This is a genomic window from Sinorhizobium sojae CCBAU 05684 (assembly GCF_002288525.1).
Taxonomy (GTDB): Bacteria; Pseudomonadota; Alphaproteobacteria; order Rhizobiales; family Rhizobiaceae; genus Sinorhizobium; species Sinorhizobium sojae.
This window is the reverse complement of sequence record NZ_CP023067.1, coordinates 804,618-824,608: the sequence shown is the minus strand read 5'-3', so window position 1 is coordinate 824,608 and position 19,991 is coordinate 804,618. Positions and strand designations below refer to the sequence as shown.

Below are 19,991 nucleotides of genomic sequence, written 5' to 3'. Positions count from 1 at the left end.
GGGTCAAAATCGGGCGGAAAAGCGCATGATGCGCCGCTTTTGTCAAGGCCGCGGCGCCATCCAACGGCGATCGGCCCGTCCGAGTGCCCCTCCCGCCGCATTCTGTCGGAGCCGACCCAAAGCGAATGCAGAGGCTACAAATAGCTACTGTCCCCGATCGCCTGCGACCGGTAGATAGAGCGAGCCTCTTCCGCCCCCCAAGCCGCGACTGCAAGTCCGGATGCGACCATGTCAAATATCCGTCCGCTCATCCCGCTCCTCGCCACCGCCGGCATCCTCATCGGCGGCAACGGCCTTCAGGGCACCTTCATTTCGCTCCGGGCACTGGAAGAAGGCTTTTCGACTTCGCTCATCGGCGTGATCGGCGCGGGCTACAATGTCGGATTCGCGCTTGGCTGCGTCTATGTGACCCGTATCCTGCGTTCGATCGGCCATATCCGCACCTTCTCCGCCATGGCGGCAATCGCCTCAGCGGCGGCGATCGCGATGGTGCTCGTCATAGAGCCGTGGTTCTGGTTCCTGATGCGACTCGTCGCCGGCATTTGCTTCGCGAGCCTGTTTGCGACGGTCGAAAGCTGGCTCAATGCCAGCGTCACCAATGCCAATCGAGCGCGCACGCTGTCGATCTACCGTCTCGTCGACCTCGGCTCCGTCACCGCTGCGCAATACCTCATCCCGGGCGTCGGGATCGGCGGCTTCGAGCTCTTCGCCATCATATCCATGGCGCTGACGCTTTCGCTGGTGCCGATTTCCTTTGCCGACCGCTCCAGTCCGGTCGCACCGGAAGCGATCCGTTTCGACGTAAAGGCGCTCTGGAACATCTCGCCGCTCGCCACGATCGGCTGCATCGTCGTCGGGCTCACCAATGCCGCCTTCCGTTCTCTCGGGCCGATCTATGCGCAGGAGATCGGCCTTTCCGTGACCGCAATCGCCACCTTCATGAGCGCCGGAATCATTGGCGGCGTCGTCTTGCAATATCCGCTCGGGCATTATTCCGATCAGCTCGACCGACGTCTGATCATCCTGATCGCCACTTTCGGCTCACTCCTGGCGGGGCTGTTCCTGGCATTCGGCGCCGGCAGCGACGAATGGCTGAACTTCGCCGGCATCTTCGCCTTCGGCGCCTTCGCGATGCCGCTCTATTCACTCTGTTCGGCCCATGCGAACGATCACGCGGCGGAAGGCCAGCATGCGCTCGTTTCCGCCGGAATGCTCTTCTTCTGGTCGCTCGGCGCCATCATCGGGCCGCTCCTCGCCTCCTTTCTGCTCGACCTCTTCGGCCCCCAGGCACTCTTCATCTACACGGCCGTTATCCTCGCCCTTTTCATGCTCTATACGATCCGGCGCATGACGGCCCGAGGCCCGGTTCCAGCGGCGGAACGGTCGATGCCGTTCCGCAGTCTGCTGCGCACTTCCTCCTTCTTCAACAAGCTGGTCGGCGGCCACTCGAAAAACGATCGGTGATCGCCTGCGGCAAGGTGCGCGGGTGATGCGAAATGCTGAAAGTAAACATCAGCTTTAGAAGCGATAGAAACGATCGAGAAGAGCGGGAGGCGACCTCACTCCCGCCCAAGTCCGGGACAGAACGCCATGACGCCGATGCTCAGCCGCCGCTCCTTCCTGCAAGGCTCGGCCGCGCTCGGCGGCGCCTTTGCGCTCGGCGCAGGGCTCTCGGCAAGGGCCGGGGCTACACCGGAAGCACAGATCCTGACCGCGCAAACGGCAGAGACGCAGATCGCGGCCGAGGGCGCCAGTCCGGTCATGACCTATGCGCACGGCGAAACGCCCCATGCCGGCATGCCGCCGACCTTGCGGATGCGCAAAGGCGAAACCTTTGCGGCAAGGCTCGTGAACAGGCTCGACGAGCCGACGACCGTCCACTGGCATGGCTTGCGCATCGCCAATGCGATGGACGGAGTGCCGGAACTGACGCAACCCTATGTCTATCCCGGCGACCAGTTCGACTATGTTTTCCCCCCCCCTGACGCAGGCACCTTCTGGTATCACCCCCATTGCAATACGCTGACGCAGATGGGTCGGGGGCTGACCGGGGTGCTCATCGTCGAAAATTCCGAAGACCCGGACTTCGACGCGGAAATCGTCCTCAATCTCCGCGATTGGCGGCTCGGCGCCGGCGGCAAGTTCATCGCTCCCTTCAAGCCGCGCGATGCCGCGCGCGGCGGAACCTACGGCACGGTCAGGACGGCCAACTGGCAGCGCGAACCGATCTACGACGCACCCGCCGGCGGTCTCGTTCGGGTACGCATCGCCGCAACCGACGTCACCCGCATCTACACGCTCGGTCTAGAAGGCGCGGAAGCGAAAGTCGTCGCGCTCGACGGCAATCCTGTCGAGAGCCCATTCCTGCTCGATCTCTACGACATCGGGCCGGGGCAGCGCCTGGACCTCGTCCTGCGCATGCCAGAAAGCGAGGGCGCGCAGGTCACGCTCGGCAATTTTCGTGGATCGCACCCGTGGACGATCGCCGGCTTCCGCTCGGTTGGCGCCTCGCTGAAGCGGGACCTCGGCGACCTCACGCCCCTCCCCGCCAATCCAATCGCCGAGGCGGACCTCTCGACGGCAAAGCGGATCCCAATCGACTTGACGGCGACGGCCGAGCACAAGGCCGTGTCCTCGATCTGCGGTTCCCTCGGCTACACCTTCTGGGCGCTCAACAAGGTGTCGTGGCCCGGGGACACGCCGGACTCGATCGCGCCCATCGAGGAAATGAAGCTCGGTGAAAGCTATGTGCTGGAGATCGCCAATCGCACGCCGCATGCGCATCCGATCCACCTGCACGGCCTCAGCTTCCGCATCCTGAGCTCGAACAAGCGGAGCTTCCTGCCGCCGCCGACCGACACGATCCTGCTCTTGCCCGATGAGCGGGCGGAAGTGGCACTGGTTGCCGACAATCCCGGCGACTGGGTGATGCATTGCCACATCATCGAACATCAAAAGACCGGCATGACCGGTTATTTCAAGATCCTCTGACATTTTCGATTGTGACAGGTGATGCGAAGCGATACACGGGGGGCACAAGCCTCATTTTCGCCACAGTGAATAAAATTCCAATGATACAAACGACAGCAGATTTGGAGGCCGCCTGCCAGGCGCTGGCCCGCTCGAGCTACATTACCATCGACACCGAGTTCCTGCGTGAAACCACCTTCTGGCCGGAGCTCTGCCTGATTCAGATGGCCAACCCCGAAATGGCCGTCATCGTCGATCCGATGGCGCCGGGGATCGATCTCGCGCCGTTCTTCGCGCTGATGGCCAACGCGGACGTCGTCAAGGTCTTCCATGCCGCGCGCCAGGATATCGAGATCATCCATCATCTCGGCGACCTCATCCCGCATCCCCTGTTCGACACGCAGGTGGCCGCCATGGTGTGCGGCTTCGGCGACAGCGTCTCCTACGACCAGCTCGTCAGTCGCATCAAGAACGAACAGATCGACAAGTCCTCACGCTTCACCGACTGGAGCCGCAGGCCGCTGACGGACAAGCAGCTCGAATATGCGCTGGCCGACGTCACGCATCTCCGAGACATCTACGAGTATCTCAGGACGGAACTCGAGCGTGAAGGACGCTCCTCCTGGCTCGCCGAGGAAATGGCGATCCTCGAAAGCCGCGAGACCTACGACCTCCATCCGGACAATGCCTGGCAGCGCCTGAAGCTGCGCGTCAGAAAGCCGATTGAGCTTGCAGTGCTGCAGAAGTTGGCAGCCTGGCGCGAGCGCGAGGCGCGCGGCCGCAACGTGCCGCGCGGCCGCATTCTGAAGGACGACGCGATCTACGAGATCGCCCAGCAGCAGCCGAAAGATGCGGAGGCGCTCGGCCGCCTCCGGACTATTCCGAAGGGCTGGGAACGCTCCAGCTCCGGCGCGGCCATCGTCGAGGCGGTGAACGAGGCACTTGCGATTCCCAAGGCCGAACTGCCGCGATTGCCGCGACAGAATCATGCCCCGGAGGGCGCGGGGGCAGCGGGCGAGATGCTGAAGGTGCTGCTGAAGCTTATCTCCGAGAAGGAAGGCGTTGCGGCCAAGATCATCGCCAATAGCGAAGATCTCGACCGGATTGCCGCGGAAGGCGAGAAGGCGGACGTCGCCGCGCTCAAGGGATGGCGCCGCGAGCTTTTCGGCGACAAGGCGCTCAAGCTCATCAATGGCGAGGTTGCTTTGCGTTTCGTCGACAAGAAGATCGAGACGATGACGATCAGCGATTGAAGGCGCGCGCGAACAACAACTTTCCGCCCGAATCCGGCCCTATAGGGGGCCTCTGAATCGCTGCATGCCTTTGTCCTTCAATCCAAGTTTCAAGGAAGAGACATGCAGTAACCAGCACGAACGAAAAACTGATCCCGGCGAGACTGCCGAAACTCAGACATTCGCCCTTCCCGGCTGAGATTCTTCATCGTGTTCTCTTTTCCGAGGGCCTTGTGCATGCGCTGGAGGTTCTCCCGGTTCGAATTCATCCTGTCGCTGCTCGTCGTTGCAGGCAGCGGCGTGGCTTATGCCTGGGCCGTCTATGGCGACGGCGCTCTGATCGGAGCGACCTTCGCGGTTTTCGTCTGCATGCCGATCCTCGCCTTCGAACGGCGCCTTATCCTGCGGCGGCTTTATCAAAAGATACACAGCCTTCCGACGCCCGGCTTTCTGCTTTCGTCGGTCGCCGTCTATTTCGCCGTGGAAAATTTAGGTTTCGTGGCGGCGGGCACGGTGCTGAAGCTGACTGGTGTGCTGCAGCAGAACTGGGCCGATGCCGTGGTTCCATCCTTCGAAGTGCTCCTATACGCGCTTGTGGTATCCGGCCCGATCATCTTCGTCCTGCGCGTACGCGAACTGCTTGGTCGCGACGTTTTCCTGAGCCTGCTGACCGGCCGCTATCGTAAGCCGGTCCAGGAAGAGCGCGTGTTTTTATTCATCGATCTCGTCGGTTCGACCTCCTTTGCCGAACGCTTCGGCGATCTCAAGACGCAGGAATTTCTGGGGAAGCTGTTTGCAGCCATGGCCGATCCAGTGCTGCGCTACCGGGGCACGATCGACGACTATATCGGTGATTCCGCGATCATCAGCTGGCCCTTCGACCGTGCCGTCGCCGATGCCGCCTGTATCCACTGCATATTCGACATCCTCGCCGCGATCGAAGCGGATGCCGGTCGTTGGAAAAAGGACTATGGCGAAGTGCCCCGCCTGCGGGCGGCGATCCATGGCGGAACGATCGTCGCCGCCGAAATCGGCGTCGACAAGCACAAGATCACCTATTTCGGAGACACGGTGAACACGACGTCCCGCCTCGAAGGCTTCTGCCGAACGCTCAACCGGCAGGTACTGATTTCCGCCGACCTGCTGCGGCGCATCCGTCTGCCGGACTTCATCCGTGAGGAGGATCTCGGCGCGCACGAGGTCAAGGGCCGCGGCCAAAAACTCGGCGTGCTCGCGCTCCATCGCACCGGGCATGGGCTGCAGCGGCAAGATCTGCAGCAGCACGAGGAGCTCCGTGCATGGGCAAAGCCCGGCTGAATTGAGCTGTCCGCCTTCAGCGCATCGGTTCGAAAATCGTATCCGATTTTCGGAAAACTCGATACGCAGATTCAAAGAGTTACGGTGACCTTCGCGCGTCTGAAAAGACGCGCGGCGCTGTAAGCGCTACGGCGCGTGCATCAGCGCTCGAACCGGAAGGCGAGCCTCTTGCCCGTCAGCTTGGCCAGCTGCTGCAGACGGGCCTCCAGCCGCTCGCCCTCGAAGTCCGCATAGGCGGCAGGCACCACGAATTCGAGGTCGGTGTCGGGCTGAGACGACGGCCGCAATGTGAGGTGACGGGCAACGCCCGGCATGGACGCGGAGAAGAGATAGGCCACACGCAGCAGGCCGCCGAGAAGCTTAGCCAGCTCCAGCAGGCGCGGCGTCGTGACCCGGGCGAGCGGCCCCGTCGCCCCATCGTCGTTAAGCCCCTCGAGCCGGTAGTAATTCGCGAGCGCGATGTAGGCGCGGCCGGCGTGGGTGATTCCGGAGAAGGCGGAGTGGGCGATGATGTTCAATGCCTGCAGACCGCGGTAGTCCGGATGCGCGCGCCAGCTTATATCCGCCAGCAAACAAGCCGCCTGGCGGTAGCGGCTTTCCTCCTCGGTTTCCTCGACGCCGAAGAACGGCACCATGCGGCCGGTCCATTCGGCAAGTTCGCGCGCATGCTCCGGGGACCGCGCCCGCAATATCGCGAGTTCGTCGGCGGCCGTGAGCAGAGGATCCCGCGAGCGCTCCGCCTCCGACAGCAGCGAGAAGAGATACCCTTCGCGCACCCCAAGCGCGGAAAACGAGATGCTCGCGGGCTTCATGGTCGAAATCGCCTCCTGCATCGTCACCGCCCCGAAGGGAAGCAGGCTGCGGCGGCTCTTGGAAATCGTCGAAAAGGCCGATGGCTTGAGGAGCTTCGGCTCGATCACCTCCGCCAGGATCGCCATCGCCTCGTCGGGGGAAATCTCATAGCCCTGCATCATGTGCAGCGGGTAGTTGCGCATTTCCATGTGAAGCTTGGCGATCGCGCGCCAGGTGCCGCCGACAGCGTAGAAAGTCCGCCCTGCTCCTCTTTTGACGACCTCGGCTTCCCTCATGAACTTGCGGGCCCATGTCCTGGCCTTCGGCAGCGAGCCGCCGGAGTGTTCGAAGAGACGAATGCCTCCGAGGGGCAGCGTTATGCCCTTGCCGATCTCCTTGCCCTTGATATCGACGAACTCGAGCGAGCCGCCGCCGAGGTCGCCAACGATGCCATCGGTGTCGTAGTAACCGCTGAGGACGCCCATTGCGGAGAAATAGGCTTCCTCTTCCCCCGTCAGGATGCGTACCTTCTGTCCGAGAATGGCTTCGGCCTTTGCAATGAAGGGGGGGCCGTTTGACGCCTCGCGCGCAGCGGCCGTGGCCAGCACAAACATATTTGTGGCGCGCGCCTGATCCGACAGGGCGCGAAAGCGCTGCAGCGCTTTGAGCGCCCGTTCAACGCTTTCCTCTTCCATGCGGCCGGTCGCATCGATGCCCTTGCCGAGACCGCACATTACCTTCTCGTTGAACAGCGCCGCCGGCGCACGGCTCAAGCCCTCATAGATAACGAGGCGAATGGAGTTGGAGCCGATGTCCACAACGGAAACGGGGCGGATGCCGGGCAGACGCCCCTGCGCTTCAGATTCGACCATGCGATTCCAGTTTACTTGCGCCAACCGCTTTTCCAGCCGGCAATCAGCTTCGGTGCACTGGACTTCAGGGCCTCACCCCGGCCCGAAAGGCTGGGATTGGTCATAAAGTAATGCTGCGCATTGAACGGCTCGGCATCCTTGCCGACTTCCAAGCGGCGCGAGGTGCCGTCCGGAAGAATTTCGTAGCTCTGCTGGTTGTCGATGAGATTGCCCAACATGATCTGCGAAAGAACCTGTTCGTGCACAGTCCGGTTGATCAGAGGCACGAGCGTCTCGACCCGCCTGTCCAGATTTCGCGGCATCATATCCGCCGAACCGATATAGACAAGCGCATTTTCTGAGGGAAGCCCATGGCCGTTGCCGAAGCAGAATATGCGGGAATGCTCGAGGAAACGGCCGACGATGGACTTGACACGAATATTGTCGGAGAGTCCCGGCACCTGCGGACGCAGGCAGCAGATGCCGCGCACGACGAGATCGACCTCGACGCCGGCGCGGCTTGCCTTGTAAAGCGCGTCGATGATTTCCGGGTCGACGAGCGAGTTCATCTTCATCCAGATTTCCGCCGGCCGGCCAGCCTCCGCATGCGCGATCTCCTCGTCGATATGCTTGAGGATGCGCGGGCGCAGCGTGTGCGGCGAAACCGCGAGCTTCATGCCCGCCTCCGGTTCGCCATAGCCGGTGATGAAGTTGAAGATGTTCGCCATGTCGTGGGCGATCACGGCGTTGCAGGTAAAGAACGACAGGTCCGTATAGATCTTCGCCGTCACGGGATGGTAGTTGCCGGTGCCGAGGTGGCAATAGGTGCGGAGCTTGCCCTCCTCCCGGCGCACGACCATAGACATTTTCGCATGCGTCTTGAGCTCGATGAAGCCGAAGACGACCTGAACGCCCGCGCGCTCCAGGTCGCGCGCCCAGCGAATGTTCGCCTCCTCGTCGAAGCGGGCCTTGAGCTCGACCAGTGCCGTCACCGACTTGCCGGCATCCGCCGCGTCGATCAGCGCGCGCACGATCGGGCTGTCGTTCGAGGTGCGGTAAAGCGTCTGCTTGATGGCGAGCACGTCCGGATCGCGCGCCGCCTGCAGCAGGAACTGCACCACGACGTCGAAGGACTCGTAAGGATGGTGGACCACCATGTCCTTCTCGCGAATCGCTGCGAAACAATCGCCGCCATGTTCACGCACGCGTTCCGGAAAGCGCGGATTGTAGGGTTCGAAACGCAAGTCCTCGCGCGGCGCCTTGGTGATTTCGGAAAAGGTGTTGAGCGCCAGGAGGCCCGGCAGGACGGCGACGCGATTATCCGGAACGCCGAGTTCGTGCACCACGAACTGGCGCAGCGAGGCCGGCATTTCGGAATCGGTTTCAATGCGGATCACCGAGCCTCGGCGGCGGCGCTTCAGGGCCGTCTCGAACAGGCGGACCAGGTCCTCGGCCTCTTCCTCGACTTCGATATCGCTATCGCGGATGATGCGGAACGTTCCGGAGCCTTTCACTTCGTACCCGGGAAAGAGGCGGTCGATGAACTGGCCGACGACGTCTTCCAGCGTAATGTAGCGGATGACGTTCTTGACGTCGGGCAGGCGGATGAAGCGGTCGAGGGCAACCGGCAGGCGCAAGAGCGCCGTCATCGGCTCGCGGCCCGTCTTGCTGACGAGCTGGAGGCCGATCGAGAAGCCGAGATTCGGAATGAAGGGGAACGGGTGCGCCGGATCGATCGAGAGCGGCGTCAGGACCGGGAAAATCGCCTGGTCGAATTCGTTGGCGAGCCAACTCCTGTCCTGGGCGGACAAGGCGGCCGGGCGGACGATGAGGATGTCCTCCTTGGCGAGATATTGCTGCAGAACCGCGAGCGATGCCTGCTGCTCCATCTGCAGATTGACGATTTCCTTCAAGATTTCCTCAAGCTGTTCGGCCGGCGTTTTGCCGTCGGGGCTGCGCAGCGAAACGCCGGAACGAACCTGTCCCTCGAGGCCGGCGACGCGAACCATGAAGAATTCGTCAAGGTTGGCGGCCGAGATGGAGAGAAAGCGGACGCGTTCGAGAAGCGGATGCGCCGTGTTCAGCGTCTCCTCGAGGACGCGACGGTTGAACTGCAGCCAGGAGAACTCACGGTTGACGAAGCGCTCCGGGCTCGTGAGCAGGTCCACAGCCTCCGCCGGGGCCTTTTGCTCAATAGCCGGCTTCTGTTCGGTTGCTGCAGACGTCGCGCTATCCATCCAATCAAACCCCATTGCTCCGGTTGAACGAGCTATCTCAGTTTGACGACGGAACTGTGACAGTCAATCGACGCAACGGGCATTTGCCAGTTCATCCAAGACTTCCGCCGCGAGCGCGCGCGTAAGCCGCGTACCGCGCGCGAGCGCCAAATGGTCCAGCCGCTCGACGACGATCTGCGCCGCCTCCAGCGAGCGCTCCATCCGATTGACGATATAGGCGACGAGGCGCTCGTCGACGAGAAGCTGGCGATCGGCAAAGAGCTTGAAAAGCACCTGAGTCAAGAGTTCGTCGTCCGGCTCGCCGATCTCGACAACCGTGGCGGCCCTGAGCCGGGACCGCAGATCCGGAAGCGTCACCGGCCAGGACATGGGCCACAGCCTCGAGGTCATCAACAGGGCCGTGCCGTTCTGGCGCACGCTGTTGATGACATGGAAAAGCGCCGTATCGTCGAAACCCTGCCGATCGACATCCTCGAAGAGGACGGGCTTTGCGGCGGCAATGTCGGAGGCGTTCGAGCCCGCAATCGGGTGGATCGACTCGGCACCCGTCTTCTCCCGCCAGATGCTGGCGAGATGCGATTTACCGGAACCGACCGGTCCGGCGATGATGACGACAGGCGACGGCCAGTCGGGCCAGAGGTCGACGATGGCAATGGCCGCGCTCAAGCGGTCGGAAACGAGCAGATCCTCTCTGCCCGTAGCCGGATCATGCCTGAAGACGAGCGGCAGTTGTTCGTACGGACTTCTTGTCATGCTTTGCTCTGGACAATTCCGTCAGCGGGGCTCCTCGCCCTTCGACGGCTGGTTCGCGGCTGTCCTATGCCCGTGATAAAGGTCGCTTTCAAGGTATCGCTGGATGCCGAAGCGAACAAGGACGCCGATCGCGGCTGCGGCCGGCACCGCCACCAGTAGGCCGACGAAGCCGAACAGCGCGCCGAAGGCAAGCAGCGCGAACATCAGCCAGACCGGATGGAGACCGACGCTTTTGCCGACCAACTTCGGCTGGAGAACGTTACCTTCAAGGAATTGGCCGCTGAAGAAGATGACGAGGACGAGCACGATCCAGAAATATTCCGGCCAGAACTGGACGATGGCGACGCCGGCCGCCAGGACAAGGCCGACCAGCGAGCCGACATAGGGGATGAAGCTGATCATGCCGGCAAAGAGCCCGATCAGCAGTCCGAAGTTGAGGCCGACGAGCGACAGGCCGATGGCATAATAGAGACCGAGAATGATACAGAGCGAGCCCTGCCCGCGAACGAAGCCGGCAATGGTGGCGTTCATGTCCCGGGCGATCTGGCGGACTACCTCGACGTGATCGCGCGGTATCCAGCTATCCACGGTCTCGATCATCCGGTCCCAGTCGAGCAGCAGGTAGAAGGCAACGACCGGCGTGATGATGAACAGCGACAAGATGTCCAGAAGTGCCATGCCCGAGTTCCAGATCTGCTGGAACAGCGTGCCGAGAAAGCTTGCCCCCTGCTCCAGCAGTTTGGCCGAATTCTGCTTTATGGCCGTCATCTCGTCGCCGAGCCAGTCCGGCAGCAGCATCGCCTGCGAGTCGGTCAGGAACGCCTGCAGCCTGGTGATGTAGCCGGGCATCTTCTGGATGAAATCAGCGGCCTGCGAGAAGACCAGCGGAATGATGATCACTAGGGACAGCGCGAAGATGACGATGAAGGTGGCGAGAATGACGATCGTCGCCATCAGACGGCTGAGGCCCAGGCGCTCCAGTCGATCCGCGACGGGGTCGAGGAAATATGCAAGCGCCATGCCGGCGAGGAACGGCAGCAGGATCGAGCTGAAGACCATCAGGAACAGGATGAAAGTGGCAAGAACGAGCATCCAGAAAAAGATCTGGCGCCGAAGTCCCAAACCGCTCACCCGATTGCTCATGTCACTTCCTGCCCCGGCCCGTGCATCCATGTGGACGAGATAGGGTCCTGCGCGCGCCGAGGTCAAGCCCGGCTACTGCATGTCTCGTTATATCGCCCTCGATTTGAGAAGACATGCAGCAATTCAAAGCCCTGCAGCGATCTTTGCGCGTCTGATGAGACGGCGGCGCTGTGGGCCAGAACGCCGGAACTTCACCCGCCGGGCCGGTCATTGACGCTGCCCATCGGCAAAAAGGTGAAAAAACAGCGCGCCCGCCGGCATGCGCGCTTGCACTCCCCGGCCGACCGTGCCAATCGCATCCGCAAATACGACGAGCCTTGGAGAACGAGCATGAGCCAGTCGGGCAAGAACGGCCTCACCTATAGCGACGCGGGTGTGGATATCGATGCCGGCAACCTGATGGTCGAGAAGATCAAGCCGCATGTGCGCTCGACCCGACGTCCGGGCGCCGATGGCGAGATCGGCGGTTTCGGCGGGCTTTTCGACCTAAAGGCCGCGGGTTTCAGCGATCCGGTCCTGGTGGCGGCCAATGATGGGGTCGGCACCAAGCTCAAGATCGCCATCGACGCCGACAAGCACGATACGGTCGGCATCGACCTCGTGGCCATGTGCGTCAACGACCTCGTCGTGCAGGGTGCGGAACCCCTGTTCTTCCTCGACTATTTCGCCACCGGAAAGCTCGATCCGGACCAGGGCGCGGCGATCGTCGCCGGCATTGCCGCCGGCTGCCGCGAAGCGGGCTGCGCGCTGATCGGCGGGGAAACGGCCGAGATGCCGGGCATGTATTCCGGCGGCGACTACGACCTTGCCGGCTTCGCCGTGGGGGCTGCCGAACGCGGGCAGCTGCTTCCGGCCGGTGATATCGCCGAAGGCGACGTGATCCTCGGGCTCGCCTCCTCCGGCGTGCATTCGAACGGCTATTCGCTGGTGCGCAAGATCGTCACACTGTCCGGCCTCGGCTGGGACGCGCCGGCGCCCTTTGGCGAGGGTACGCTCGCCGACCTCCTGATGACGCCCACCCGCATCTATGTGAAGCCGCTCTTGAAGGCAATCCGCGAGACCGGAGCGATCAAGGCGCTCGCCCACATCACCGGCGGCGGTTTTCCGGAAAACATCCCGCGCGTGCTGCCGAAGCATCTTGCCGCGGAGATCGACCTCGGCGCCATCAAGCCGCCGGCCGTCTTCTCCTGGCTCGCCAGGACCGGCGGCGTCGCCGCCAACGAGATGCTGCGCACCTTCAATTGCGGCGTCGGCATGATCGCCGTGGTGCCGTCCGCGGAGGCAGACCGCGTCGCGGCAGTGCTCGCCGGCGAGGGCGAAACGGTCTTCACGCTCGGCCGCATGGTCGCGCGCGAGGAAGACGCCGCCGGCACGATCTACAAGGGCAGCCTCGCCCTATGAGCCCATCCGCAGCCAGGAAAAGGGTTGTCGTCTTCATCTCCGGCGGGGGGTCGAACATGCTGTCGCTGGCAAAGGCCGCTGCCGAGCCAGATTTCCCTGCCGAGATCATCGCCGTCATCTCGGACAAGGTGGAGGCCGGCGGCCTCGCCAAGGCGGCGGCGCTCGGCATCCCGACCTCCTCCTTCGTCCGCAAGGATTTTGCCAGCAAGGAAGCACATGAGGCGGCGATCCTTGCCGAACTCGACCGGCTGCAGCCGGACGTCATCTGCCTTGCCGGCTACATGCGGCTGCTCTCCGAGGCCTTCATCCATCGCCACGAGGGCAGGATCCTCAACATCCATCCCTCGCTCCTGCCGCTCTTCCCGGGGCTCCACACGCACCAGCGCGCGATCGACGCGGGCATGAAGATTGCGGGCTGCACGGTCCATTTCGTGACCGAGGGCATGGATGACGGCCCGATCATCGCCCAGGCCGCCGTTCCGGTCCTCGCCGGCGACACGCCCGAGACCCTTGCCGCCCGCATCCTGACCGTCGAGCACAAGATCTATCCGCTGGCCTTGAGGCTGGTTGCGGAGGGCAAGGTCGAGATGAAGAATGGCTGCGCCGTCAGCCATGCCCTTAGCGAAGAAATGGGAGCGCTAATTTCTCCCGCCGTTTAGTACGATAGCGCCGCGCCCCACTCTGTCCTGCCGCAAGGGATGCTCTTCAGGCGTTCATTCCGACAGGAAAGCGCGGTTCAGCATCGCCCATTGCACCAGCATGATGGTCTTGGCGTCGCAGATCTCGCCGGTGCCGACCATCCGGATCGCCTCTTCGAAGGGGATTTCCAAAACCTCGATGTCCTCGCCCTCATGGGCAAGCCCGCCGCCCGCTGCCACCTTCTTGGAGGTGTCGATATGGCCGAGGAAGAAACTCGTCCGCTCGGTTATCGAGCCGGGACTCATATAGGCGTCGAAGAGGTGCATGGCGCTTTCGATGTGGTAACCGGTTTCCTCCATAGCCTCGCGGCAGATCGCCACCTCCGGCGCCTCGCCATCGAGAAGACCCGCCGGCGTCTCGATCAGGTAGGCCGGCTCACCCTGCATGAACACCGGAATCCGGAGCTGGCGCACGAGCACGACCACCTGCCGCACCGGGTCGAAAAGCAGGATTGTCGCCGCGCGGCCGTGGTCGTGCACCTCGCGCACGAGACGCGCGGTGGTCCCATTGGACATCTGCTGCTCAAGCGTGACCTGCTCGAGGCTGATGAAGCCGTTCCAGAGCGGCCGCCGGTCGATGATCCGGACGCGTGAGTCGGAATGTTCCTTCATGGCCAGTCCTTGTTTGAGAAAGCGAAGCCTATGTCTGGGAAGTGTTCAGGCTCGGCGCAACCAGACTCGATTGTCGTGGAAGGCCGCGCCGCCATAGGGCGCGACCGCGTCGGCGCCGGTCAGCACGTTGATTCCCTCGCCGTCGAGATGGGCGCCGTTCGGCCAGAGCCCCTCGGCGACGAGGACGCCACGGCGGGCGCCGCCGCCGATCCTGGCGTGCAGGCGGATTTCGCCGCGCTCGTTGCCAAGACAGACGACGTCGCCGTCGGCAATGCCGAGTCCGGCCGCGTCCTCCGCATGGATCATGACCTCCGGTCGCCCTTCCTTGGCGATCGAGGACGGCGTTTCGGCGAAGGTCGAGTTCAGGAAGGAGCGCGCCGGCGAGGTCGCAAGCCGGAAAGGATGGCGCTCGTCGGCGACTTCGATCAGTTCCACGTGATCCGGGAATTGCGGCAGCTCAGTGTACGGCCCTTGGGAGCCCATCGATTTTGGCGGCCGGTTCGGGGCGGGTGTGCCGGTCCAGTCAGCCCTGAAGCGGAACTTGCCGTCCGGATGCCCGAAGCCGTTCAGGAAATGCGCGGTCTCGAAGGCCGGCTGGCAATCGAGCCATTTCCTCTCTTTCATCTCCTCGTGGCCGATGCCGTAATTGGCGAGCAACCGGTCGATATGCTGCCGCTCCGTCAGGCCGAAGCCGGGGAGATCGGCGACGCCGAGACGCGTTGCCAGTTCCTCGATGACGAAGAGGTTCGTGCGCACCGTCGGCGGCGGCTCGACGAGCTTCGGGCCGATCAGGATGTGCTGGTGACCGCCGCCGCGATAGAGATCGTCGTGCTCCAGGAACATCGTGGCCGGCAGGACGATGTCGGCGACTTGCGCCGTATCGGTCATGAACTGCTCGTGCACGGCGACAAACAGGTCGTCACGCAGGAAGCCTCGCTTCACCAGCCGCTGCTCCGGCGCGACGTTCACCGGATTGGTGTTCTGAATGAGCATCGCCGTCACGGGCCCGCGGTGGCGCAACGCCTCTGCGTCGCCCGTCAGCACGCGGCCGATCTGCGACTGGTCGAGCATGCGCACGTCGGGATCGTGCAGCGCGGAGCCGACGAGTTCGCGCTTGTCGATCTTGAAGATGTCGTTGTTCGAATGGAAGGCACCGCCGCCTTCGTGTTTCCACGAGCCGAGCACGGTGGCGACCGAGGCGGCCGCATGGATGGCGACGGAGCCGTTGCGCTGGCGGGTGAAACCGTAGCCGAGGCGGAAATACGTCTTCTGCGTCGTGCCGACGAGCTTCGCAAAGGCCTCGATTTCCTCGACCGGCAGCCCGGTAATGACCGATGCCCATTCGGGCCCGCGCGTCCTGAGGTGCTCCTCGAGACCCGCCGGATCGTCGGCGAACCTGGCCATGTAGTCGCGATCGGCATAGCCGTCACGGAAGGCGACGTGCATGACGGCGCAGGCGAGCGCGGCATCGGTGCCGGGCTTGAGCACCAGCCCCATATCGGCCTGCTTCATTGTCGGGTTGTCGTAGATGTCGATGACGACGATCCGGGCGCCGCGCTCCTTGCGCGCCTTGACGGCATGAGTCATCACATTGACCTGTGTCGCCACCGCGTTGGTGCCCCAGATCACCACGCAATCGGACTTCGCCATTTCACGCGGGTCGGGACCGCGCAAGGCACCGGTCGCCATGGTGAAACCGGTCCAGGCCATGTTCGTGCAGATCGAGCCGAAGAAGCCGGAGTAGCGCTTCGCGTGACGCAGCCGTTCGATCGAGTCGCGCTGAACCTGCCCCATGGTGCCCGCATAGAAATAGGGCCAGACCGCTTCCGCACCGTGCCTCTGCTCGGCCTTCAGGAAGCGGTCGGCGATCTCGTCGAGGGCGGCTTCCCAGGACATCTCCTGCCATTTGCCCCCGCCCTTGTCGCCGATGCGGCGCTGCGGCACCATCAGTCGGGCGGGATGGTAGATACGCTCGCTGTAGCGCGCCACCTTGGCGCAGATGACGCCGGCCGTATAGCTATTGTCGGCGGCACCGCGCAGCCGCCCGATCCGCCCCTCCGCGGTCAGGTCGACCTCCAGCGCGCAGGCCGAGGGACAGTCATGCGGACATACCGAATGGCCAACGGATTTTTCTGGCTTGATAGGGGTCGCTACGGTCATGGCTTTTCTATATGGCATGGTTCCTGGCGCTCAAAGCCACTTTCGCCATTCATCGAAACAATTGATCATAGCCATCGGCGACTCTTATGAACTATCGGCACATCTACCATGCTGGCAATTTCGCCGATGTCCTGAAGCACGCAGTGCTGGCGCGGCTCGTCACCTATCTGAAGCAGAAGGACAAAGCCTTCCGGGTGCTCGACACCCATGCCGGCATCGGGCTCTACGATCTTTCGAGCGAGGAAGCGCAAAAGACGGGCGAATGGCGCGAGGGCATCGGACGGCTGATCGATGCCGACCTGCCTTTACCGGTCGCGGCCATTCTGGAGCCCTATCTCTCGGTTGTGCGCGACCTCAATCCGGAGGGCGGGCTCACACATTATCCGGGCTCGCCGAAGCTCGTGCGCATGCTCTTTCGCCCGCAAGATCGACTTTCGGCAATGGAACTTCATCCAGAGGACTACGAGACGCTGCACCGTCTGTTCGAGGGCGACTTCCAAAGCCGGGTGACGCAGCTTGACGGCTGGCTGGCGCTCGGCGCCCATCTGCCGCCGAAGGAGAAGCGCGGTCTCGTCCTCGTCGATCCGCCCTTCGAGATCGAAGGCGAGTACGAGCGGCTGGTCGACGGCCTCGCCAAGGCATATCGCCGCTTCGCAGGAGGCATCTATTGCCTCTGGTATCCGCTGAAGAAGGGGGCACCGGTCAAGGATCTTCACGCGGCACTGAAGGCGCTGGATATCCCGAAAATGCTTGTCGCCGAGCTTTCCGTCCGAAGCGACCGTGACACGACGGGGCTTGCCGGATCAGGCCTAGTCATCGTCAACCCGCCCTACACGCTCAAGGGCGAACTCGACATTCTGCTGCCTTACCTGAAGGAGAAGCTGCGGCAGGATCGGTTCGCTTCGGCACGCTGCTTCTGGCTGCGTGGGGAAGCGCCTCTCAACCGAGGGGCTTGACGGAGCCAAGCTGCTGGCCGCAATCTCTCCAGGTGATTCAGGGAGGTAGCCATGACCTGCAAGCTTGCCGCAATGCTTCTCACCTCGCTTTCCCTCGCCGCCGGAGCAGTCGGCCACGCCGCGGCTGCCGATTATGCCGAGGCGCCCGTCGTCAAGCCGACCTACGATATCGGCGCTTGCGGCAATCCCTCCGTCCTCGGCTTCATTACCCGGCGCTTCGACTACAAGGCAGTGAATTATCTGCACGCGAACATCGCCATTTCCGAGATCCGCGACATGGGCCTCACGCGGTACGAGCCGCGTGATTACACGCATCTGGTAGAGCGCGAATATTGCTACGGAACGGCCGTGACGACGGACGGCGTGCGCCGCCCGATGTGGTACGTGATCGAGCGGCCATGGGGCTTTGCCGGCGTCGGTTCCAATGTCGAGTTCTGCATTGGGGGGCTTGATCCCTGGTATGTCTACGGCGCCCATTGCGCTTCGTTGCGTTGATCGCGGCAGAAAGGTTCTTACCGGCGTTCGTCGCCCTGTTGGCGATCGCGGGATGTAGCGGCGAAGACGGCGGCAGGGCGGCGTCGCCCACAGCGAATGCGGCAGCAATTCCCGTCGGCACGGGATTTGATTTCTACGTGTTGTCGCTTTCCTGGTCGCCGACTTGGTGCAAGGCCAACGACGCGAAGGGAAAGACGGATCAATGCGAAGAGGGTGACGGGCATGGTCTCGTCGTTCATGGCCTGTGGCCACAATACGAAAGCGGCTATCCGGAAAATTGCCCAAGTTGGGCGCCGCGGCGCGTGCCCGAGGTGCTGGGGCGGCAATATCTCGATCTCATCCCGTCCATGGGCCTGATCGGCCATCAGTGGCGCAAGCATGGCACCTGCTCCGGGCTTGATCAGGCCGATTATCTCGCCGCAACACGGGCCGCCCGCGAAAGGCTCGCCGTCCCGCCGGACCTCCTGAGCACGAGTCAATCGCGCAACCTGTCCATCGCGGCAATCGAAACAGCTTTCGTGGAGAGAAATCCGGGGATGACACCGCAGACGATCGCCGTTACCTGCGAGGGCCGGCTTCTCGACGAAATCAGGATCTGCTTTGACAAGGAGCTGAACTTCAGGACTTGCCCGGAAGTGGATAGCCGCGCCTGCAGAAGAAGCGTGGTCGTCCTGCCTCCCGCCCAATGAAACAGAAAGTCGCCGCATGAAGATATTCTATTCCCCCGCCTCCCCCTATTCGAACAAGGTCCGCATGGCGGCGCATCACGTCGGCCTGGCCGCGGAAAGCGTCCTCACGGATACCAACGCCAATCCGCCGGAACTCGTCACCAATAATCCTCTCGGCAAGATTCCGACCCTCGTCACCTCGGAGAGCCAGGCGATCTACGACAGCCGCGCGATCATGCACTTCATCGATCGAGAGACCAAGGGCAACCTCTACCCCAAGAAGCCTGCGAAACGCACGGAGGTGGAAGTGCTCGAAGCGCTTTGTGACGGCATTTGCGACAGTCTTCTCGCCATCGTTTACGAAAAACGCTCCCATCCGCCGGAAAAGGTGCATCAGCCCTGGATCGACCGGCAATGGGAAAAGGTGGAGCGCGGCCTCGACTACCTTGAGGCCAATCTGCCGAAGACCGGTGGCAAGCTGCATGCCGGCCACTTCGCGCTTGCCGCCATGCTGCGCTACATCGAGCTGCGCTTTACCGGTGAGTGGCAGAAAGGCCGGCGCAGACTCGAAAAATGGCCCGCCAAATTCGAGAAGCACTTCCCCGACTATTCGAAATTCAAGGCCTGACAGACAGGCCATATGTTAAAAGGCCGGGTCACCCCGGCCTTTTAGCGCCGCACCTCTTTTCAGACGCGCAAAGTTCTCTATAACCCTTTGAATTTGCGCAGCAATGCACCCTTGAGGATCAGAACTTCACGCCCATGCCGAGGCGAACGCTGTGCTCGTCATAGCCCGACGAGACGGTCGTGCCGCCCGGGCGGAAGTCCTTCGAGGCGTAATCGGTGTAGCGGTATTCGGCACGCGCGGTGATGTTGTCGGTGACGAAGGTCTCCGCGCCGACGCCGGCGGTCCAGCCGACCAGCGTCTTGTCATCCGAGCCCGCCGAGGTCGAAAGCTTGGCGTTGCCGAGCGCGACACCGGCCGTGCCGTAAACCAGAACCGGGTTCACATCGACGCCGACGCGACCGCGGACCGAGCCGTTGACGCCCTGCTTGACGCGGCGGTCACCGAGGGTGGAATCATTGCCGGCATAGTTGATGTCGGCTTCACCGCCATAGACCATCTGCCCGTCCTGGACGTTGTAGCCGCCGTAGAGGCCGCCGCCGAAGCCGGCCGAGGTATTGTCGCCGGTTGCGTCAGCTTCGCCGTAATGCCAATTCGCCGTGCCGCCTACATAGGCGCCCGACCAGTTCTTGACCGCCGGCTCGGTGTATTCGGCGGCCGGGGCAGCCGGGACTTCGTAGACCGCGTCGGCGGCGTGGGCGGCCTGGAAGGCAACGAGAGCAATGGCCGATGCCATGAGGGTGGTGGTGAGGGTACGCATACTATTCTCCTTTTCGAACCGGCGCCCCTAAGCAAGCATGACGTGCTCCTTAGGGGAACACCGGACATCTGTAATTAACCCGCCCGGTTGACCGAAAATTGGACAGCAAATGCGGATTCTCAAGAGCTAAAATATGAAATTTCAGTGGCGCCAGCGCGGCAGAAATTTGGTGTTGTTTTCAAACAACAGGGTATTTGTTAACCAAATCTCAAGATTAACGAAAACTATACTTTAACTACGGAAAATAACTCGATTTGCGCCGATCCCGTTAAAATTTTGGAAATGAATCGTCCGGGCAGTGGTTAGGCCACCCGCTTATGG

General features: G+C 62.6%; 17 protein-coding genes. 10 read left to right on the top strand and 7 right to left on the bottom strand.

The annotated features are described in order from the left end of the window. The first annotated feature begins 228 nt into the window (after positions 1-228). The 4 genes from SJ05684_RS03985 (at position 229) to SJ05684_RS03970 (ending at position 5,519) form a co-directional block, all read left to right on the top strand. Positions 229-1,464, top strand: a complete 1,236-nt coding sequence (locus SJ05684_RS03985) for an MFS transporter (RefSeq protein ID WP_034854203.1) — start codon at positions 229-231, stop codon at positions 1,462-1,464. Positions 1,465-1,590: 126 nt separating this feature from the next. Next, on the top strand, positions 1,591-2,991 hold the full coding sequence (locus SJ05684_RS03980) for a multicopper oxidase family protein (protein ID WP_095694202.1): 1,401 nt from the start codon (positions 1,591-1,593) through the stop codon (positions 2,989-2,991). A gap of 80 nt (positions 2,992-3,071) precedes the next feature. Further along, a complete protein-coding gene (gene rnd / locus SJ05684_RS03975; protein WP_034854205.1) occupies positions 3,072-4,223 on the top strand; it encodes a ribonuclease D in 1,152 nt (383 codons plus the stop codon). Positions 4,224-4,439: 216 nt separating this feature from the next. Then, the gene (locus tag SJ05684_RS03970) at positions 4,440-5,519 is read left to right on the top strand and encodes an adenylate/guanylate cyclase domain-containing protein (protein ID WP_050979975.1); all 1,080 of its coding nucleotides are present in this window, start codon (positions 4,440-4,442) and stop codon (positions 5,517-5,519) included. A 140-nt stretch (positions 5,520-5,659) separates the two neighbouring features. On the opposite strand, the gene ppx is transcribed toward SJ05684_RS03970, so the two are convergent. The 4 genes from ppx to SJ05684_RS03950 form a co-directional block, all read right to left on the bottom strand. Continuing rightward, a complete protein-coding gene (gene ppx / locus SJ05684_RS03965; protein WP_034854206.1) occupies positions 5,660-7,183 on the bottom strand; it encodes an exopolyphosphatase in 1,524 nt (507 codons plus the stop codon). An 11-nt stretch (positions 7,184-7,194) separates the two neighbouring features. Then, entirely contained in the window at positions 7,195-9,399 is a 2,205-nt protein-coding gene (locus SJ05684_RS03960) for an RNA degradosome polyphosphate kinase (RefSeq protein ID WP_034854207.1), read from the bottom strand. A 63-nt stretch (positions 9,400-9,462) separates the two neighbouring features. Continuing rightward, positions 9,463-10,152: a DnaA regulatory inactivator HdaA gene (gene hdaA, locus SJ05684_RS03955; RefSeq protein ID WP_034854208.1), complete on the bottom strand. Its 690-nt coding sequence runs from the start codon at positions 10,150-10,152 to the stop codon at positions 9,463-9,465. A gap of 21 nt (positions 10,153-10,173) precedes the next feature. After that, positions 10,174-11,295 carry an AI-2E family transporter gene (locus SJ05684_RS03950; RefSeq protein ID WP_034854209.1) on the bottom strand — a complete coding sequence of 374 codons (1,122 nt, stop codon included), beginning with the start codon at positions 11,293-11,295 and terminating at the stop codon, positions 10,174-10,176. A 330-nt stretch (positions 11,296-11,625) separates the two neighbouring features. Here SJ05684_RS03950 and purM point away from each other — a divergent pair, with 330 nt between their 5' ends. Together purM and purN are read left to right on the top strand one after the other, a co-directional pair. After that, a complete protein-coding gene (gene purM / locus SJ05684_RS03945; protein ID WP_034854345.1) occupies positions 11,626-12,696 on the top strand; it encodes a phosphoribosylformylglycinamidine cyclo-ligase in 1,071 nt (356 codons plus the stop codon). Then, complete coding sequence (gene purN / locus SJ05684_RS03940; RefSeq protein WP_034854210.1) at positions 12,693-13,355, top strand: phosphoribosylglycinamide formyltransferase; 663 nt, start codon at positions 12,693-12,695, stop codon at positions 13,353-13,355. Before purM ends, purN begins: the two co-directional genes overlap by 4 nt. A gap of 54 nt (positions 13,356-13,409) precedes the next feature. Here the strand turns inward: purN and SJ05684_RS03935 are convergent, their stop codons facing one another. Both SJ05684_RS03935 and SJ05684_RS03930 read right to left on the bottom strand, forming a co-directional pair. Continuing rightward, positions 13,410-14,006: an NUDIX domain-containing protein gene (locus tag SJ05684_RS03935; RefSeq protein WP_034854211.1), complete on the bottom strand. Its 597-nt coding sequence runs from the start codon at positions 14,004-14,006 to the stop codon at positions 13,410-13,412. 45 nt (positions 14,007-14,051) lie between these two features. Continuing rightward, on the bottom strand, positions 14,052-16,184 hold the full coding sequence (locus tag SJ05684_RS03930) for a molybdopterin-containing oxidoreductase family protein (RefSeq protein ID WP_095694201.1): 2,133 nt from the start codon (positions 16,182-16,184) through the stop codon (positions 14,052-14,054). Between the two features lie 68 nt (positions 16,185-16,252). On the opposite strand from SJ05684_RS03930, the gene SJ05684_RS03925 reads away from it, so the two are divergent. The 4 genes from SJ05684_RS03925 to SJ05684_RS03910 are packed head-to-tail and all read left to right on the top strand — an operon-like array spanning position 16,253 to position 18,913. Next, the gene (locus SJ05684_RS03925) at positions 16,253-17,122 is read left to right on the top strand and encodes a 23S rRNA (adenine(2030)-N(6))-methyltransferase RlmJ (RefSeq protein WP_034854213.1); all 870 of its coding nucleotides are present in this window, start codon (positions 16,253-16,255) and stop codon (positions 17,120-17,122) included. A gap of 51 nt (positions 17,123-17,173) precedes the next feature. Continuing rightward, entirely contained in the window at positions 17,174-17,617 is a 444-nt protein-coding gene (locus SJ05684_RS03920; RefSeq protein WP_034854214.1) for a hypothetical protein, read from the top strand. Then, positions 17,599-18,306, top strand: coding sequence for a ribonuclease T2 family protein (locus SJ05684_RS03915; RefSeq protein WP_083846111.1), 708 nt, complete (start codon positions 17,599-17,601; stop codon positions 18,304-18,306). Before SJ05684_RS03920 ends, SJ05684_RS03915 begins: the two co-directional genes overlap by 19 nt. Before the next feature lie 16 nt (positions 18,307-18,322). Beyond that, positions 18,323-18,913 (top strand): glutathione S-transferase, encoded by a 591-nt coding sequence (locus SJ05684_RS03910; protein ID WP_034854216.1) that lies wholly within the window; start codon positions 18,323-18,325, stop codon positions 18,911-18,913. A 118-nt stretch (positions 18,914-19,031) separates the two neighbouring features. On the opposite strand, the gene SJ05684_RS03905 is transcribed toward SJ05684_RS03910, so the two are convergent. Continuing rightward, on the bottom strand, positions 19,032-19,670 hold the full coding sequence (locus SJ05684_RS03905; protein ID WP_034854217.1) for an outer membrane protein: 639 nt from the start codon (positions 19,668-19,670) through the stop codon (positions 19,032-19,034). Between the last annotated feature and the right edge of the window lie 321 nt (positions 19,671-19,991).

Bases quoted from the DNA above. Each gene is read 5' to 3' on its own strand.
- SJ05684_RS03980 (WP_095694202.1), top strand. From the start codon at position 1,591: ATGACGCCGATGCTCAGCCGCCGCTCCTTCCTGCAAGGCTCGGCCGCG.
- SJ05684_RS03960 (WP_034854207.1), bottom strand. From the start codon at position 9,399: ATGGATAGCGCGACGTCTGCAGCAACCGAACAGAAGCCGGCTATTGAG.
- SJ05684_RS03985 (WP_034854203.1), top strand. From the start codon at position 229: ATGTCAAATATCCGTCCGCTCATCCCGCTCCTCGCCACCGCCGGCATC.
- hdaA (WP_034854208.1), bottom strand. From the start codon at position 10,152: ATGACAAGAAGTCCGTACGAACAACTGCCGCTCGTCTTCAGGCATGAT.
- purN (WP_034854210.1), top strand. From the start codon at position 12,693: ATGAGCCCATCCGCAGCCAGGAAAAGGGTTGTCGTCTTCATCTCCGGC.
- ppx (WP_034854206.1), bottom strand. From the start codon at position 7,183: ATGGTCGAATCTGAAGCGCAGGGGCGTCTGCCCGGCATCCGCCCCGTT.
- SJ05684_RS03970 (WP_050979975.1), top strand. From the start codon at position 4,440: ATGCGCTGGAGGTTCTCCCGGTTCGAATTCATCCTGTCGCTGCTCGTC.
- SJ05684_RS03905 (WP_034854217.1), bottom strand. From the start codon at position 19,670: ATGCGTACCCTCACCACCACCCTCATGGCATCGGCCATTGCTCTCGTT.
- SJ05684_RS03925 (WP_034854213.1), top strand. From the start codon at position 16,253: ATGAACTATCGGCACATCTACCATGCTGGCAATTTCGCCGATGTCCTG.
- SJ05684_RS03930 (WP_095694201.1), bottom strand. From the start codon at position 16,184: ATGCCATATAGAAAAGCCATGACCGTAGCGACCCCTATCAAGCCAGAA.
- SJ05684_RS03910 (WP_034854216.1), top strand. From the start codon at position 18,323: ATGAAGATATTCTATTCCCCCGCCTCCCCCTATTCGAACAAGGTCCGC.
- purM (WP_034854345.1), top strand. From the start codon at position 11,626: ATGAGCCAGTCGGGCAAGAACGGCCTCACCTATAGCGACGCGGGTGTG.
- SJ05684_RS03920 (WP_034854214.1), top strand. From the start codon at position 17,174: ATGACCTGCAAGCTTGCCGCAATGCTTCTCACCTCGCTTTCCCTCGCC.
- SJ05684_RS03950 (WP_034854209.1), bottom strand. From the start codon at position 11,295: ATGAGCAATCGGGTGAGCGGTTTGGGACTTCGGCGCCAGATCTTTTTC.
- rnd (WP_034854205.1), top strand. From the start codon at position 3,072: ATGATACAAACGACAGCAGATTTGGAGGCCGCCTGCCAGGCGCTGGCC.
- SJ05684_RS03935 (WP_034854211.1), bottom strand. From the start codon at position 14,006: ATGAAGGAACATTCCGACTCACGCGTCCGGATCATCGACCGGCGGCCG.